This is a genomic window from Streptomyces plumbidurans (assembly GCF_019857225.1).
In the GTDB taxonomy this organism is placed as follows: Bacteria; Actinomycetota; Actinomycetes; order Streptomycetales; family Streptomycetaceae; genus Streptomyces; species Streptomyces plumbidurans.
On record NZ_JAFJSY010000073.1, the window covers coordinates 35,156 to 49,844 of the forward strand.

At 70.0% G+C, this 14,689-nt stretch carries 17 protein-coding genes and 8 tRNA genes; 7 read left to right on the forward strand and 18 right to left on the reverse strand.

The annotated features are described in order from the left end of the window. Nucleotides 1-2: 2 nt before the first annotated feature. Complete coding sequence (locus JYK17_RS32705) at nt 3-1,229, forward strand: FAD-dependent monooxygenase (protein WP_108015345.1); 1,227 nt, start codon at nt 3-5, stop codon at nt 1,227-1,229. Here the strand turns inward: JYK17_RS32705 and thiD are convergent. Together thiD and JYK17_RS32715 are read right to left on the reverse strand one after the other, a co-directional pair. After that, a complete protein-coding gene (gene thiD, locus JYK17_RS32710; protein WP_222811789.1) occupies nt 1,183-2,010 on the reverse strand; it encodes a bifunctional hydroxymethylpyrimidine kinase/phosphomethylpyrimidine kinase in 828 nt (275 codons plus the stop codon). The two genes, JYK17_RS32705 and thiD, sit on opposite strands and share 47 nt — an antisense overlap. Further along, nucleotides 2,007-2,975 (reverse strand): thiamine-phosphate kinase, encoded by a 969-nt coding sequence (locus tag JYK17_RS32715; protein WP_108015343.1) that lies wholly within the window; start codon nt 2,973-2,975, stop codon nt 2,007-2,009. The genes thiD and JYK17_RS32715 overlap by 4 nt, the downstream gene beginning before the upstream one ends. Before the next feature lie 206 nt (nt 2,976-3,181). On the opposite strand from JYK17_RS32715, the gene JYK17_RS32720 reads away from it, so the two are divergent. Continuing rightward, nucleotides 3,182-3,415: an Lrp/AsnC family transcriptional regulator gene (locus JYK17_RS32720; RefSeq protein WP_108015342.1), complete on the forward strand. Its 234-nt coding sequence runs from the start codon at nt 3,182-3,184 to the stop codon at nt 3,413-3,415. A 20-nt stretch (nt 3,416-3,435) separates the two neighbouring features. Beyond that, nucleotides 3,436-3,939: a DUF3515 domain-containing protein gene (locus JYK17_RS32725; protein WP_108015341.1), complete on the forward strand. Its 504-nt coding sequence runs from the start codon at nt 3,436-3,438 to the stop codon at nt 3,937-3,939. Nucleotides 3,940-3,952: 13 nt separating this feature from the next. On the opposite strand, the gene JYK17_RS32730 is transcribed toward JYK17_RS32725, so the two are convergent. From JYK17_RS32730 to JYK17_RS32740, 3 genes are read right to left on the reverse strand one after another with little or no spacing between them, the layout of a single operon-like run. Further along, on the reverse strand, nt 3,953-5,107 hold the full coding sequence (locus JYK17_RS32730; RefSeq protein ID WP_222811790.1) for a D-alanine--D-alanine ligase family protein: 1,155 nt from the start codon (nt 5,105-5,107) through the stop codon (nt 3,953-3,955). 58 nt (nt 5,108-5,165) lie between these two features. Next, nucleotides 5,166-6,176 (reverse strand): NAD(P)H-dependent glycerol-3-phosphate dehydrogenase, encoded by a 1,011-nt coding sequence (locus tag JYK17_RS32735; protein WP_108015339.1) that lies wholly within the window; start codon nt 6,174-6,176, stop codon nt 5,166-5,168. Further along, the gene (locus JYK17_RS32740; RefSeq protein ID WP_108015338.1) at nt 6,173-6,955 is read right to left on the reverse strand and encodes a lysophospholipid acyltransferase family protein; all 783 of its coding nucleotides are present in this window, start codon (nt 6,953-6,955) and stop codon (nt 6,173-6,175) included. The genes JYK17_RS32735 and JYK17_RS32740 overlap by 4 nt, the downstream gene beginning before the upstream one ends. Nucleotides 6,956-7,126: 171 nt before the next feature. Here JYK17_RS32740 and cofC point away from each other — a divergent pair, with 171 nt between their 5' ends. Both cofC and JYK17_RS32750 read left to right on the forward strand, forming a co-directional pair. Beyond that, the gene (gene cofC / locus JYK17_RS32745; RefSeq protein ID WP_108015337.1) at nt 7,127-7,795 is read left to right on the forward strand and encodes a 2-phospho-L-lactate guanylyltransferase; all 669 of its coding nucleotides are present in this window, start codon (nt 7,127-7,129) and stop codon (nt 7,793-7,795) included. Nucleotides 7,796-7,860: 65 nt separating this feature from the next. Then, nucleotides 7,861-8,064: a hypothetical protein gene (locus JYK17_RS32750; protein WP_108015336.1), complete on the forward strand. Its 204-nt coding sequence runs from the start codon at nt 7,861-7,863 to the stop codon at nt 8,062-8,064. 98 nt (nt 8,065-8,162) lie between these two features. On the opposite strand, the gene JYK17_RS32755 is transcribed toward JYK17_RS32750, so the two are convergent. The 4 genes from JYK17_RS32755 to leuC all read right to left on the reverse strand — a co-directional run bounded on the left by JYK17_RS32755 (nt 8,163) and on the right by leuC (nt 11,483). After that, the gene (locus JYK17_RS32755) at nt 8,163-8,810 is read right to left on the reverse strand and encodes an HU family DNA-binding protein (RefSeq protein ID WP_108015335.1); all 648 of its coding nucleotides are present in this window, start codon (nt 8,808-8,810) and stop codon (nt 8,163-8,165) included. A 137-nt stretch (nt 8,811-8,947) separates the two neighbouring features. Further along, nucleotides 8,948-9,178: an SCO5555 family protein gene (locus JYK17_RS32760; protein WP_016432445.1), complete on the reverse strand. Its 231-nt coding sequence runs from the start codon at nt 9,176-9,178 to the stop codon at nt 8,948-8,950. A gap of 275 nt (nt 9,179-9,453) precedes the next feature. Next, the gene (gene leuD, locus JYK17_RS32765; RefSeq protein ID WP_108015334.1) at nt 9,454-10,047 is read right to left on the reverse strand and encodes a 3-isopropylmalate dehydratase small subunit; all 594 of its coding nucleotides are present in this window, start codon (nt 10,045-10,047) and stop codon (nt 9,454-9,456) included. A 5-nt stretch (nt 10,048-10,052) separates the two neighbouring features. Further along, nucleotides 10,053-11,483, reverse strand: a complete 1,431-nt coding sequence (leuC, locus tag JYK17_RS32770; protein WP_108015333.1) for a 3-isopropylmalate dehydratase large subunit — start codon at nt 11,481-11,483, stop codon at nt 10,053-10,055. A 188-nt stretch (nt 11,484-11,671) separates the two neighbouring features. Here leuC and ndgR point away from each other — a divergent pair, with 188 nt between their 5' ends. Beyond that, a complete protein-coding gene (gene ndgR / locus JYK17_RS32775) occupies nt 11,672-12,388 on the forward strand; it encodes an IclR family transcriptional regulator NdgR (protein ID WP_016432448.1) in 717 nt (238 codons plus the stop codon). Nucleotides 12,389-12,426: 38 nt separating this feature from the next. On the opposite strand, the gene JYK17_RS32780 is transcribed toward ndgR, so the two are convergent. Beyond that, complete coding sequence (locus JYK17_RS32780) at nt 12,427-12,966, reverse strand: DUF4188 domain-containing protein (RefSeq protein WP_108015332.1); 540 nt, start codon at nt 12,964-12,966, stop codon at nt 12,427-12,429. Between the two features lie 85 nt (nt 12,967-13,051). On the opposite strand from JYK17_RS32780, the gene JYK17_RS32785 reads away from it, so the two are divergent. Beyond that, nucleotides 13,052-13,696, forward strand: a complete 645-nt coding sequence (locus JYK17_RS32785) for a MerR family transcriptional regulator (RefSeq protein ID WP_108015331.1) — start codon at nt 13,052-13,054, stop codon at nt 13,694-13,696. A 49-nt stretch (nt 13,697-13,745) separates the two neighbouring features. Here JYK17_RS32785 and JYK17_RS32790 read toward each other — a convergent pair. The 8 genes from JYK17_RS32790 to JYK17_RS32825 all read right to left on the reverse strand — a co-directional run bounded on the left by JYK17_RS32790 (nt 13,746) and on the right by JYK17_RS32825 (nt 14,601). Further along, nucleotides 13,746-13,818, reverse strand: a tRNA-Glu gene (locus tag JYK17_RS32790). A gap of 44 nt (nt 13,819-13,862) precedes the next feature. After that, a tRNA-Gln gene (locus JYK17_RS32795) sits at nt 13,863-13,934 on the reverse strand. A 20-nt stretch (nt 13,935-13,954) separates the two neighbouring features. Then, nucleotides 13,955-14,027, reverse strand: a tRNA-Glu gene (locus tag JYK17_RS32800). A 44-nt stretch (nt 14,028-14,071) separates the two neighbouring features. Then, a tRNA-Gln gene (locus JYK17_RS32805) sits at nt 14,072-14,143 on the reverse strand. Nucleotides 14,144-14,163: 20 nt separating this feature from the next. Then, a tRNA-Glu gene (locus JYK17_RS32810) sits at nt 14,164-14,236 on the reverse strand. A 63-nt stretch (nt 14,237-14,299) separates the two neighbouring features. Beyond that, nucleotides 14,300-14,372, reverse strand: a tRNA-Glu gene (locus JYK17_RS32815). Nucleotides 14,373-14,435: 63 nt separating this feature from the next. Next, nucleotides 14,436-14,508: transfer RNA gene (locus JYK17_RS32820), tRNA-Glu, on the reverse strand. 21 nt (nt 14,509-14,529) lie between these two features. Then, a tRNA-Gln gene (locus tag JYK17_RS32825) sits at nt 14,530-14,601 on the reverse strand. Between the last annotated feature and the right edge of the window lie 88 nt (nt 14,602-14,689).

Below are 14,689 nucleotides of genomic sequence, written 5' to 3' on the forward strand. Positions count from 1 at the left end.
ACATGACGAACAAGACGCACGACCTCGCCCACCTCACCGTCCTGATCTCCGGCGCCAGTGTCGCCGGCCCCGCGCTCGCCCTGAACCTCGCCCGGCTCGGAGCCCGTGTCACCGTTGTCGAGAAGGCGGACGGGCTGCGCGGCGGTGGCTTCGCGGTCGACTTCCGTGGGCATGTCCATCGCACGGTCCTGACGTCCATGGGCATCTGGGACGAGATCCATGCCCGCCAGACCCATATGGGCCGCCAGACCGTCGTCGACGCCGACGGCAGCCCGCGCATCGACCTGCCCGCCGACATGATGAGCGGCGACGTGGAGATCTTCCGCGGCGATCTCGCGCGGATCATGTACGAGCGCACCAGGGACGACGTCGAGTACGTCTTCGGCGATTCGATCGCCTCCCTCACCGAGGACGCCGACGGCGTCGACGTCACCTTCGACAAGGGCGCTCCCCGCCGCTTCGACCTGGTCGTCGGCGCCGACGGGCTGCACTCGAACACCCGCCGCCTCGTCTTCGGCGACGAGTCGCGCTACCTGCGCTTCTTCGACCACTACGTGGCCGGCTTCGACGTACCCAACCACCTGGGCCTGGACCGCACGGGCCGCGTCTACAGCGAGCCCGGCCGCGCGTTCGTCATCGGCAACTACGACGGCGATCCCGACCGCGCGGGCGCGCTGCTGGTCTTCCGGTCCGAGGAGTTGTCGTACGACCGCAGGGACGTCGCGGCGGTGAAGGAGATCCTCCGGGAACGCTTCGCCGGAATGGGCTGGGAGGCGCCCGCCGTTCTGAAGGCCCTCGAAGAGGCCGACGACCTCTACTTCGACGCGATCGCCCAGATCCACGTCGACCGCCTCACCAAGGGACGGGTGGTGCTGCTCGGGGACGCCGGGTACGGGGCGACCATGGGCGGCATGGGGACGGGTGTGGCCGTCGTCGGCGCCTATGTCCTCGCCGGTGAACTCGCCCTGGCGGGCGGGGACTTCCGTACCGCCTTCGCCGAGTACGAGACGCGCATCCGGGACTTCGCCAAGGGCTGCCAGAAGATCTCCGGGAACGCGGGCCCGTTCTTCGCCCCGCCGACCGAGCGGCGCATCCGCATGCGGGACCGGATGTACCGCATCCTGGCCTCGCGCCCGCTGGCCCGGTTCTTCAAGCGGATGACCGAGAAGGCGGCCACGGACATCAGGCTGCGGGAGTACCCGGCCCTGACGTCCCCGGCCCGGTCCTGAGCGCCCAGCCGTGGTCCACGGGCCCGATCCCGCCGCCGAGCGCGAACCCGGCCGCGATCGCCCCGGTGACGTAACTCTTGGCCGTCGCCACCGCCTCCGGCACGGACTGCCCCTTCGCGAGCTGCGACGCGATCGCCGACGCGAGGGTGCAGCCCGTGCCGTGCGTGTGCCGGTTGTCGAGGCGGGGAGCGCGCAGCCAGTGCTCCTCGGCGCCGTCGGTGAGCAGGTCGACGGCCTCACCGCTGAGATGGCCGCCCTTGACGAGCACCCACCTCGGTCCGTACGCCAGCACGGCTGCCGCCGCCTCGCGCAGGTCCTGCTCCGACTCGACCCGTACGCCGGTGAGTTGGGCCACCTCGTCGAGGTTCGGCGTCGCGACGGTGGCGCGGGGCAGCAGCTTCGTCCGTACGGAGTCCAGGGCGGAGGCCGCCAGCAGCGGGTCGCCGTGCTTGGAGACGCCCACCGGGTCGACGACCGCCGGAGCGTCCGTCGCGCCGATCAACTCGGCCACCACCTCGACGAGTTCGGCCGAGGAGAGCATCCCGGTCTTGACCGCCCGCACACCGATGTCGTCGACGACGCTGCGGTACTGCGCCCGCACCGCCGCCACCGGCAGCTCCCAAGCCCCTTGCACGCCCAGCGAGTTCTGCGCCGTGACGGCCGTGACGACGCTCATGCCGTGCACGCCGAGCGCCAGCATCGTCTTCAGGTCGGCCTGGATTCCCGCCCCTCCGCCGGAGTCGGAGCCCGCGACGGTCAGCACCCGGGGCGGCGCGCTCATGACTCGATGTCCCCGCCGAAGTGGTCCCAGCCGCCCTTGCTGGTCCACGGCGCCCCGTCGACCGTCACCTGGGGCAGCGCCGAGGGGTTGAGCACCTCGCCGATCACCTTCCAGCGGGCGGGCAGCTTCACGTCCGGCGGGAAGGTCGCCACGATCGCGTGGTCCTCTCCCCCGGTCAGCACCCACTGCATCGGGTCGACGCCGACGGCCTGCCCGATGTCGTTCATCTGCGAGGGGATGTCGATGGCGCCGGAGCGGATGTCGATACGGACCTTGCTGGCCTCGGCGATGTGCCCGAGGTCGGCGATGAGTCCGTCGCTGACGTCGCACATCGCGGTCGCGCCGAGCCCCGCGGCGGCCGGACCCGCGTGGTACGGCGGTTCGGGGCGGCGATGCGCCTCCACGAAGGCGCGCGGCGAGCGGAAACCGCGCGAGAGCACGGCGTATCCGGCGGCCGACCAGCCCAGCCAGCCGGTGACGGCGACGCGGTCGCCGGGCTGGGCGCCGCCCCGGGTGATCGGCTCCTGGTTGCGCAGATCGCCGAGCGCGGTGATCGACACCGTGATCGTGTCGCCCCGTACGACGTCTCCGCCGACCACCGAGGCGCCCGCGACCTGGCACTCGTCGCGCAGCCCGTCCATCAGCTCGCTCGGCCAGGTGACCGGGAGTTCGGCCGGCACGACCAGGCCGAGCAGCAGCGCGGTCGGTACGGCGCCCATGGCGGCGATGTCCGCGAGGTTCTGCGCGGCCGCCTTCCGGCCTACGTCGTAGGCGGTCGACCAGTCGCGGCGGAAGTGCCGCCCCTCCAGGAGGATGTCGGTGCTGGCCACGACCCTGCGGTCGGGTGCGGCGACCACCGCGGCGTCGTCGCCGGGGCCGACCCGGACCGCCGGGGTGGTGGTGAGACGGGAGGTGAGCTCCCTGATGAGCCCGAACTCCCCGAGCTCACCAACAGTGCCCTTCATTACCCTTGCTCCCCTTCTGTCCCTTGCCGTTCCCGGTCGCGCGTCATCTGTGTCCTCGCTACGGTCGAGATGTCCGTCAACGTGTGCCGTGCATGCACCCCGGCGCGGCGACCCCGGCCTGCGCGGGTCTCCCCGTGGTGTGCGGCGACGCGATACCGTGGCGTTCCTTTTCCCCACATGATCCTCGTGGCCGCCCTGGAGGTTCCGTGGTACAGGCGTACATCCTGATCCAGACGGAGGTCGGCAAGGCGTCGACCGTCGCCGAGACGATCAGCAAGATCCCTGGAGTCATCCAGGCCGAGGACGTGACAGGACCCTATGACGTGATTGTGCGGGCGCAGGCCGACACCGTGGACGACCTGGGGCGCATGGTGGTCGCCAGAGTCCAGCAAGTGGAGGGCATCACCCGCACCCTGACCTGCCCGGTCGTCCATCTGTAGCCCCCGTTTACCCTTGGCCGGTGAACTCCATCCGTCACCGGCACCGAACTGTCCCCGCTGTTGCCGGGGTGCCCGCTCTCGCCGTCGTGCTGATCACGGCAACGGGCTGCTCCTCAGCAGACGACAGCGCCCGGGCTGCGGTTCCGGATCCGGGCGCGAAGGTCACCGAGCTGTGTCAGAACCTGGACAAGCTGCTGCCGTCCAGGGCCGACGGCCAGGATCGCCGGGACCCCGAGCCCGCCTCCGCGCTGACCGCGGGCTGGGGCGACCCGGCGATCATACTGCGCTGCGGTGTCGACCGGCCCGCCAAGATGAACGATCCGGAGGCGGACGGCGTCGAGGTGGACGGGGTGGGCTGGCTGCTGCAGAAGCGGGACGACGGGTCCTTCCGCTTCACCACGACCCTGCGCAGGGCGTATGTGGAGGTCACCGTCCCGAAGGACCGTACGGGAGACGGAATGGCCCCTCTGGTCGATCTGGCCCCGGCCGTGAAGAAGGCGATCCCCAAGGGGATCGCCGACTGACACGGGCCGCGGTTCAGCGCAGGCCGGTGGACCTGCGCAGGGCCGCCTGAATCAGCTTCTCCACCAGTTCCGGATAGCTGATGCCGCTGGCCTGCCACATCTGCGGGTACATCGAGATCGGCGTCATGCCGGGCATGGTGTTGATCTCGTTGATGACGAAGCCCTCGTCCGTGAGGAAGAAGTCCGCGCGCACCAGTCCTTCGCAGGACACGGCCTCGAAGGCGTCCACCGCGAGCCGCTGGACCTCCGCGGTCTCCTCGGGCGTCAGCGGCGCCGGCACGATCCCCGGGGTCGAGTCGATGTACTTGGCCTCGAAGTCGTAGTACGCGTGCGCGTCCGGCGGCGGGATCTCCGAGGGCAGGCTCGCGCGCGGGCCGTCCTCGAACTCCAGCACCCCGCACTCGATCTCGCGGCCGTGCAGGGCCGCCTCCACGAGGACCTTCGGGTCGTGCCGCTGGGCCTCGGCGATCGCCTCGTCCAGGCCGGACAGGTCGTTGACCTTGGTAATGCCGATCGAGGAGCCCGCGCGGGCGGGCTTCACGAACAGCGGCCAGCCGTGCTCGCCCGCGAAGTCGACGATCCTCTTGCGGGCCGCCGCCTCGTCGCGCTCCCACTCGCGCGGCCGGATCACCACGTACGGGCCGACCTTGAGGCCGAAGGAGGTGAACACCCGCTTCATGTACTCCTTGTCCTGGCCGACGGCCGAGGCGAGCACACCCGCGCCCACGTACGGGACACCGGACAGCTCCAGCAGGCCCTGCAGGGTGCCGTCCTCGCCGTAGGGGCCGTGCAGGACGGGGAAGACGACGTCGACCTCGCCGAGCGCCTTGGGCACCGATCCGGGCTCGCTGTAGACGACTTCGCGGTTCTTGGGGTCGATGGGGAGCACCACACCGCCCTGGTCCGACTCGGCGAGCTCCTCGACGTCGGGCGTACGGCGCTCGGTGATCGCCATGCGGTCCGGTTCGTCGGCGGTGAGCGCCCAACGGCCGTCCCTGGTGATGCCGATCGGCAGGACGTCGTACACGGTCCGGTCGATGGCTCGCAGGACGGCGCCGGCGGTGACCACGGAGATCCCGTGTTCGGAGCTGCGCCCGCCGAACACGACGGCCACGCGCGGCTTGCGAGGCGGCTGCTCAGGGCTCTGGGGGAGGTTCTCGGTGCTCATATCGCGTTGAGAGTACCCGCCCGTAGGCCCCGAGTCAGCGCGCCACCGGCGGCGTCGCTCAGCGTCGTTCGGGCTTCGCGCTGCGCGACATCAGCTCCTTGACGGCGACCACCGGGGACTTGCCCTCGTGCACGATGGCCACGACCGTCTCGGTGATCGGCATGTCGACGCCGTGCCTGCGCGCCAGATCCAGCACGGACTCACAGGACTTGACGCCCTCGGCGGTCTGCTTGGTGACCGCGATGGTCTCCTGCAGGGTCATGCCCTTGCCGAGGTTGGTGCCGAAGGTGTGGTTGCGCGACAGCGGCGAGGAGCAGGTCGCCACCAGGTCGCCGAGGCCGGCGAGTCCGGAGAAGGTCAGCGGGTCGGCGCCGAGCGCCATGCCGAGCCGGGTGGTCTCGGCGAGCCCGCGCGTGATCAGCGAGCCCTTGGCGTTGTCGCCGAGACCCATGCCGTCCGCGATGCCGACGGCGAGCCCGATGACGTTCTTCACCGCGCCGCCCAGTTCGCACCCCACCACGTCGGTGTTGGTGTACGGCCGGAAGTACGGCGTGTGGCAGGCGGCCTGGAGTCGCCGGGCGACGGCCTCGTCGGTGCAGGCGACCACGGCGGCGGCCGGCATGCGGGCGGCGATCTCCCGCGCGAGGTTGGGCCCGGTGACGACGGCGATCCGGTCGGCGCCCACCTTGGCGACGTCCTCGATCACCTCGCTCATCCGCATGGCGGAGCCGAGTTCGACGCCCTTCATCAGCGAGACGAGGACCGTGTCGGAGGAGAGCAGCGGGGCCCAGTCGGCGAGGTTGCCGCGCAGGGTCTGCGAAGGGATCGCGAGGACCGCGAAGTCGGCGCCGCGCGCGGCCTCGGCGGCGTCGGTCGTCGCCCGCACGTTGCCGGGGAGTTCGACGCCGGGGAGGTAGTCGGGGTTCGTACGCGTGGAGTTGACGGCGTCCGCGAGTTCGGGGCGCCGTCCCCACAGCACGACCTCGCACCCCGCGTCGGCGAGCACCGTCGCGAACGCGGTGCCCCATGAACCGGTGCCGAAGACGGCCGCCTTGACGGGCTTGCTCACGTGCCCTGCCCCTCTTCCTGCGCGGCCTTGTGCTGCACCTGCGTCTGCGCCTGCGTCCTGCGCCGCTGCTCGATCCGCTCCTGGCGCGGGTCGTAGCGCGTCGCCGGTGCCTTCTCGCCGCGGATCTGCTCCAGCTGCCGGGTGACGGCGGTCATGATGACCTCCGTCGCCTCCTTCAGCAGCTCCGGAGTCATCTCCTTGTCGTAGAAGCGGTCGAGGTCGACGGGCGGCCCGGCGAGCACGTGATGGGTCTTGCGCGGGCGGAGGTTGGGCTTCTTCGCGTACGGCGGAAGCAGTTCGTTGGCTCCCCACTGGGCGACCGGGATCACCGGGCACTTGGTGGTCAGGGCGACGCGCGCGGCGCCCGTCTTGCCGACCATCGGCCACTGGTCGGGGTCCCGGGTGATGGTGCCCTCGGGGTAGAACGCGACGCATTCACCGCGTTCCACGGCGTCGATCGCGGCCCGGAAGGCGCTGAGCGCGTCGGTGGTCTCGCGGTAGACGGGGATCTGTCCGGTGCCGCGCATCGCGGCTCCGACGAATCCCTTCTTGAAAAGGCCGCTCTTCGCCAGGAATCGCGGAACCCGTCCGGTGTTGTACTGATAGTGCGCGTACGCGAAGGGGTCCACATGGGAATTGTGGTTCACCGCGGTGATAAATCCACCCTCGGCCGGAATGTTCTCCATTCCGCGCCAGTCCCGCTTGATCAGAACCACCAGCGGCGGTTTGCAGAGCACCGCGGCGAAGCGGTACCAGAAGCCGATTCTGCGGCGGGGCACGCGCGCACCTTCCTCTAGGGGCCGAGGGACATCGGGTCCATGGGGCCGCACAAGTGTCGCCCCGGGCCGACGGTCTGTCGAGAACACGGTACGCCCCGACGGCCCGACCGCCAGATGGCCGAGGTGACGGCTGAGTGACAATGGCCGCGACAAGAGAGGGACGAATCACCGGTGCTGTGGACCTTGGTCATACCCCTGAAACCCCTGGCGCGGGCCAAGAGCAGGCTGTCGGACACCGCTGCCGGCGGACTGCGCCCGGGGCTCGCCCTCGCCTTCGCCCAGGACACCGTGGCGGCGGCGCTGGCCTGCCCCGCGGTGCGCGATGTGGCAGTAGTCACGGACGACGCCCTGGCCGGCCGCGAGCTTTCCGCGCTGGGCGCCCGCATCGTGCCGGACGAACCGCAGGGCGGCCTCAACGCGGCACTGGCGCACGGAACGGACGCGGTACGCGCCACACACCCCCGAAGTCCCGTCGCGGCCCTGAACGCCGATCTCCCGGCGCTGCGCACCCCGGAATTGCTCCGGGTCCTGGAGGCGGCCGCTGAATTCCCCCGTGCTTTTCTCGCCGATGCGGCCGCAATCGGTACGACTCTGCTGGCCGCCGGTCCCGGTCAGGAATTGCTCCCGGCATTCGGCCCGGATTCCCGTGCCCGCCATGCCGCGTCCGGCGCCGTGGAACTGGCCCTCGACGGCGTGGATTCCGTACGCCAGGACGTGGACACGGGCGCCGACCTGCGCACGGCGCTGGCCCTGGGCGTGGGGCCACACACGGCGACGGTGGCCGCGGGGCTGCTGACTCCGGGTTCCTGGACGCCGGGTTCCTGGACTCCCGGTTCCTGAGGGGCTCGGGGAGCGGCGGCCCCCACGACGGGCCCCGGACCCGGCCGCACATTAGGCTGGCCGTCATGCAGGCCACGGCATACACCTACGACGCCAACACCCGCACCGGCAGCGTGCTCCTCGACGACGGCACCCCCCTCTCCTTCGACGCCGCCGCCTTCGACGCCGGGGGCCTCAGGCTGCTGCGGCCGGGACAGCGCGTGCGCATCGAGGTGGAGAACGCCGAGGACAGCTCCCGCATCACGCTCGTGACGCTGCAGACGATGTGAACGCTGCGACACCCTTGACCGCCGCAGAGCCTGTGAACACGCCGCGGGCCGGGCTCCGATACGGAGTCCGGCCCGGCGCGTGAGTGCCCCTGTGCCCCTTACCTCTTGCGGGCGGTGGCCTTCTTGGCGGTGGTCGTGCGAGCCGTCGACTTCTTGGCGGGGGCCTTCTTGGCCGTCGCCTTCTTCGCCGGGGCCTTCTTCGCGGTCGCCTTCTTGGCCGTCGTCTTCTTCGCCGCGGACGTCTTGGCGGCGCCCGTCGCCTTCTTCGCCGTGGTCTTCTTCGCGGCGGAGGTCTTGGCGGCGCCCGTGGTCTTCCTGGCCGTCGTCTTCTTCGCCGTGGTCTTCTTCGCGGTGGCCTTCTTGGCGGTGGTCTTCTTCGCCGCGGCCTTCTTGACGGTCGCGGAAGCCCCGCCGCTCAGGCTGCCCTTGGGCGCCTTCTTGACGGCGACCTCGCCGCCGCGCGGGAGCTTCTTCGAGCCGCTCACCAGGTCCTTGAAGCCCTGGCCCGCGCGGAAGCGCGGCACGGAGGTCTTCTTGACCCGAACCCGCTCGCCCGTCTGGGGGTTGCGGGCGTAGCGGGCCGGACGGTCGACCTTCTCGAACGAACCGAAGCCGGTGACCGAGACCCGGTCCCCCGCGACGGTCGCGCGGACGATGGCGTCCAGGACCGCGTCGACGGCCTCGGCCGCCTGCTGACGGCCTCCGACCTTGTCGGCAATCGCTTCTACGAGCTGCGCCTTGTTCACGTCTTCCCCTTCGGAGACATTGCCAGAACGAAACTGTTCAAGCTTTTTCGCACGTTAGGCAGATATATACCGCAAATCAAACACGAAACGGGCTAATCACCCGTGCGCCGCAACGAACTCGACTGCCCCGGCTGCGTTCAGCGGTCCTCTTCGGGGATTCGACCCTCGTCCAGGTCCACGGTGAACGCCTCCAGACGCCTTGCCGCGTCGGCGAGATCGTGCTTGGCCGCGGCCGTAATGACCAGCAGCTTCCGGGTCAGCGCCATCCGTACGCCCTCCGGGACTTGCAGTGCGCGCACTCTTGTGTGCGCTTCCTTCAGTTGGTCCGCGACTGCCGCGTAGAGCTCGAGTTGGCCGTCGTGTTCCATGCACAGATTGTGCCATCTGGGGCGAGTTGTCGCCTGCGGGGGTAGCAACTGATACCTCAAACGGCCTTCTCCGGTGCGGTGGAAGTCCCTTCCACAGGTGTCGGCTACCCCGGTAACAGCCGTCGTAACGTGGGAAGTTGGCGAAAATCGCGACGGCCCCCGCCACCGCGCGGGCCCGGACACAGCTGTACCCCCGATCGGGGCGATCGGGGGTACAGCGGGGATGTTCCGGTGGCCCGAAACCCGTCGAGTTGCGGGTTCGCGGCCGGACCGGGTCAGACCTTGAGCGTCTGCGGCTTGTACGAGGGGCGCTTGGCCTCGTACGCGGCGATGTCCGCCTCGTTCTGCAGGGTGATGGAGATGTCGTCCAGCCCGTTCAGCAGCCGCCAGCGGGAGTTCTCGTCCAGCTCGAAGGAGGCGGTGATGCCTTCGGCGCGCACCTCGCGGGCCTCGAGGTCGACGGTGATCTCCGCCTGCGGGTCCTGCTCCGTGAGTTCCTGCAGCGCCTCCACGACCTTCTGCTCCAGGACGACCGTGAGCAGGCCGTTCTTCAGCGAGTTGCCGCGGAAGATGTCGGCGAAGCGGGAGGAGATCACGGCCTTGAAGCCGTAGTTCTGCAGCGCCCACACCGCGTGCTCGCGGGAGGAGCCGGTGCCGAAGTCGGGGCCGGCGACCAGGACCGTGGCGCCCTTGCGCTCGGGCCGGTTGAGGATGAAGTTCTCGTCCTTGCGCCAGGCCTCGAACAGCCCGTCCTCGAAACCGTCCCGGGTCACCTTCTTGAGCCAGTGAGCAGGGATGATCTGGTCGGTGTCGACGTTGGAGCGGCGCAGCGGGACTGCCCGCCCGGTGTGCGTGGTGAATGCTTCCATGATCCTCAGACTCCAGCGGGCGCGGCGGCGGTTGCGTCGGTCAGGTCGGCGGGCGAGGCCAGGTGGCCCGTCACCGCGGTCGCGGCCGCGACCTGCGGGGACACCAGGTGCGTACGACCGCCCTTGCCCTGCCTGCCCTCGAAGTTGCGGTTGGAGGTGGACGCGGAGCGCTCGCCCGGGGCCAGCTGGTCGGGGTTCATGCCCAGACACATCGAGCAGCCCGCGTGCCGCCACTCGGCGCCGGCCTCCTTGAAGACGACGTCCAGGCCCTCGGAGACGGCCTGCAGACCCACGCGCGCGGAGCCCGGGACGACCAGCATCCGTACGCCGTCGGCGACTTTGCGGCCCTTGACGATCTCGGCCGCGGCACGCAGGTCCTCGATGCGGCCGTTGGTGCACGAGCCTACGAAGACGGTGTCCACCTTGATGGCGCGCAGCGGCTGCCCGGCCTCCAACCCCATGTATTCCAGGGCCTTTTCGGCGGCGAGGCGCTCCGAAGCGTCTTCGTACGAAGCCGGGTCGGGGACGGAGGACGAAAGCGGCGCGCCCTGGCCGGGGTTGGTGCCCCAGGTGACGAACGGCGCCAGTTCGCTCGCGTCGATGACCACCTCGGCGTCGAACTCGGCGTCGTCGTCGGTGCGCAGCGTCTTCCAGTACTCGACCGCGGCGTCCCAGTCGGCGCCCTCGGGCGCGTGCGGGCGGCCCTTGAGGTACGCGAAGGTGGTCTCGTCGGGGGCGATCATGCCCGCGCGGGCACCGGCCTCGATCGACATGTTGCAGATGGTCATGCGGGCCTCCATCGAGAGCTTCTCGATGGCGGAGCCGCGGTACTCCAGGATGTAGCCCTGGCCGCCGCCCGTGCCGATCCGGGCGATGATCGCCAGGATCAGGTCCTTGGCCGTGACGCCGTCGGGCAGTTCGCCGTCGACCGTGATGGCCATGGTCTTCGGGCGGGCCAGCGGCAGCGTCTGGGTGGCGAGCACATGCTCCACCTGGGAGGTGCCGATGCCGAACGCCAGCGCGCCGAAGGCACCGTGCGTGGAGGTGTGGGAGTCGCCGCAGACGACCGTCGTACCGGGCTGGGTCAGACCCAGCTGCGGGCCGACCACGTGCACGACGCCCTGCTCGACGTCGCCCAGCGGGTGCAGGCGCACACCGAAGTCGGCGCAGTTCTTGCGCAGCGTCTCCAGCTGGGCGCGCGAGACCGGGTCGGCGATGGGCTTGTCGATGTCGAGCGTCGGGGTGTTGTGGTCCTCGGTCGCGATGGTGAGGTCGAGACGGCGCACCGGGCGGCCGCTGAGACGCAGGCCGTCGAAGGCCTGCGGACTGGTCACCTCGTGCAGGAGGTGGAGATCGATGAAGAGGAGGTCGGGCTCGCCCTCGGCGCGCCGGACGACATGGTCGTCCCAGACCTTCTCCGCGAGTGTCCTACCCATCGCTTTCCCTCCGGCCGGCAAAGGTGCACCGGCCCAACTAGAGATCTTCAGGAGACGACGCCCGGCCCCAGTTCACGGGCGCCCGTCGCCAGGCCCGTTCGGTCTGCGGGCCGCTGTGCGTACCAGGGTTGCGCGTCTCACGGAAAAATGAACTTGCGTTTCACAGAGTGAGACGCGAGTATCGTTTCATGGACAACAGTAGCGGCGTCGGCGTTCTGGACAAGGCGGCCCTTGTCCTGAGCGCCCTGGAGTCCGGGCCGGCCACCCTCGCGGGACTGGTGGCGGCAACCGGACTGGCACGACCCACGGCCCACCGCCTGGCCGTGGCTCTGGAGCACCACCGCATGGTGGCGCGCGACATGCAGGGCCGGTTCATTCTCGGCCCACGCCTTTCGGAGCTGGCCGCGGCGGCCGGCGAGGACCGTCTCCTCGCGACCGCGGGGCCGGTGCTGACCCACCTGCGGGACGTCACGGGCGAGAGCGCCCAGCTCTACCGCCGCCAGGGCGACATGCGCATCTGCGTCGCCGCGGCGGAGCGGCTCTCGGGCCTTCGGGACACGGTCCCGGTCGGCTCGACGCTCACGATGAAGGCCGGCTCCTCGGCGCAGATCCTGATGGCCTGGGAGGAGCCGGAGCGGCTGCACCGTGGCCTGCAGGGCGCCCGCTTCACCGCCACCGCGCTCTCGGGCGTACGGCGCCGCGGCTGGGCCCAGTCCATCGGCGAGCGCGAGCCGGGCGTCGCCTCGGTCTCCGCCCCAGTGCGGGGCCCGTCCAACCGCGTGGTGGCCGCCGTCTCGGTCTCCGGCCCCATCGAGCGCCTGACGCGCCACCCGGGCCGTATGCACGCCCAGGCGGTCATCGACGCCGCCGCCCGCCTCTCCGAGGCCCTGCGCCGCACCGGCTGACCAGGAGACGTACGGGAGGTCGACGGGGAGGGCCGGCCTCAACGCCGCGGCAGGTCCTCCCCGTTCCCCCGAACCCCCCTGGCTCCCGACCGGTGCGCGAACCGGTCGCGTGCGTACCGCCCCCGCTTCTCCACGGGCACCTGGCCGTGCGCCCGCGCGAGGCCGAAGGCCGGCATGTCGAAGTAGATCGACTCGTACGACCCCTCGGGCACCACGTACGCCTCGTGCCACAGCCCCACGTGCCCGCGCACCTTCCCCGCCCGCTCCTTGCGGTTGACGATCCCCCACACCCGGTGGTGGAGCATCTGCGGCGAGCTCGCGTACGCGTAGAGCTTGTCCTTGGACTCCCAGTACTGGACGACGTAGTACGTGCGTGGCGAGGCGGTCAGCAGTATGTGCCCCAGCAGCCCCCGGTCGCCGTCCCGCGCAAGCTCCCCCAGCATGCGGAACATCGACAGCAGAACCGGGAGCCACTGGTGCACCGCCCAGAAGCGGTTGACCCGCATCCCGATGAGCAGGACCACCACATCGCCCTCGGTGTCCGCGGTCGTACGGCCCAGCACCGGCTTCGCGAACATGGCAGCCCCCACTCCGGTCGGATAGCAGCACTATCCTTCTGGTCGATGCTTGGATAGTGGCACTTACCAAGGAAAGGCGCAAGAGATGCGGCTGGCCCGGCTCAGCGAGCGCAGTGGGGTGTCCACCGCGACGATCAAGTACTACCTGCGCGAAGGGCTGTTGCGGCCCGGCCGCCAGATCAACGCGACGACCGCCGAGTACGACGAGGAGCATCTGCGCCGGCTGCGGCTGGTGCGGGCGATGATCCAGGTCGGCGGGCTGCCCGTGGCGACGGTCCGCGAGGTGCTCGGGCACGTCGACGACGAGTCGCTGGGCCGCACGATGCGGATGGGCGCGGCCCTGTGGGCGCTGCCGCAGGTGCCGGAACCGGACGCGCAGGACGAGTACGTGCAGGCCGCGCGCGGCGAGGTGGCGGAGCTGCTGGAGCGGCTCGGCTGGACGAACGCGCAGGCCCTGTCGACCATCTCGCCCGCGTACCGCTCGCTCGTCGTCGCGGTGGCCGCGTTCCGCCGGCTCGGCTACGACTGGACGGCCGAACGCCTGGCGTCCTACGCCGAGTTGATGCACCGGGCGGCGGTCCTCGACCTGGACTTCGTGGAGACGCACCCCTCACAGACCGAGCAGGCGGAGGTGGTGCTGGTCGGGGCGGTGCTCACCGAGCCGATGCTCCAGGCGCTGCGCCGGCTGGCCCAGGAGGAGGAGTCGGCGCGGCGGTACGGCTTCGAGTGACCCCGTGCACGGCGAAGGCCCCCCGCCTGAGCGGAGGGCCTTCGTGTCGTACCCCCGACCGGATTCGAACCGGCGCTACCGCCTTGAGAGGGCGGCGTGCTAGGCCGCTACACAACGGGGGCGAGGATCGTGCGAGCGTTCAAAACCGAAGCGCCGCAGATCCGAGCTGGTCTACCTGGACTCGAACCAAGACTAACTGAACCAGAATCAGTCGTGCTCCCAATTACACCATAGACCAATGTGGTTTAGACCAGTTTGTACCCCCGACCGGATTCGAACCGGCGCTACCGCCTTGAGAGGGCGGCGTGCTAGGCCGCTACACAACGGGGGCGAGGATCGTGCGAGCGTTCAAAACCGAAGCGCCGCAGATCCGAGCTGGTCTACCTGGACTCGAACCAAGACTAACTGAACCAGAATCAGTCGTGCTGCCAATTACACCATAGACCAATGTGGTTTAGACCAGTTTGTACCCCCGACCGGATTCGAACCGGCGCTACCGCCTTGAGAGGGCGGCGTGCTAGGCCGCTACACAACGGGGGCCCTAGCGATCCTGCATCGAAGTCGGCGGGAGCTACCCGGTACCGTCCTCGCGGGAAGGATCTGTACCCCCGACCGGATTCGAACCGGCGCTACTGCCTTGAGAGGGCAGCGTGCTAGGCCGCTACACAACGGGGGCCCTAGCGATCCTGCATCGAAGTCGGCGGGAGCTACCCGGTACCGTCCTCGCGGGAAGGATCTGTACCCCCGACCGGATTCGAACCGGCGCTACTGCCTTGAGAGGGCAGCGTGCTAGGCCGCTACACAACGGGGGCGATGCAGATGAGCTCTGCGAGCTGGCCTACCTGGACTCGAACCAAGACTAACTGAACCAGAATCAGTCGTGCTGCCAATTACACCATAGGCCACTGGAACGCAAGCCCCTGTGGGGATCTTGTTCTAGTTTGCTCCTCCGGCTCCGGCCTTTCGGCCCGTTCCCCGGCGGCGCAGGAAGAA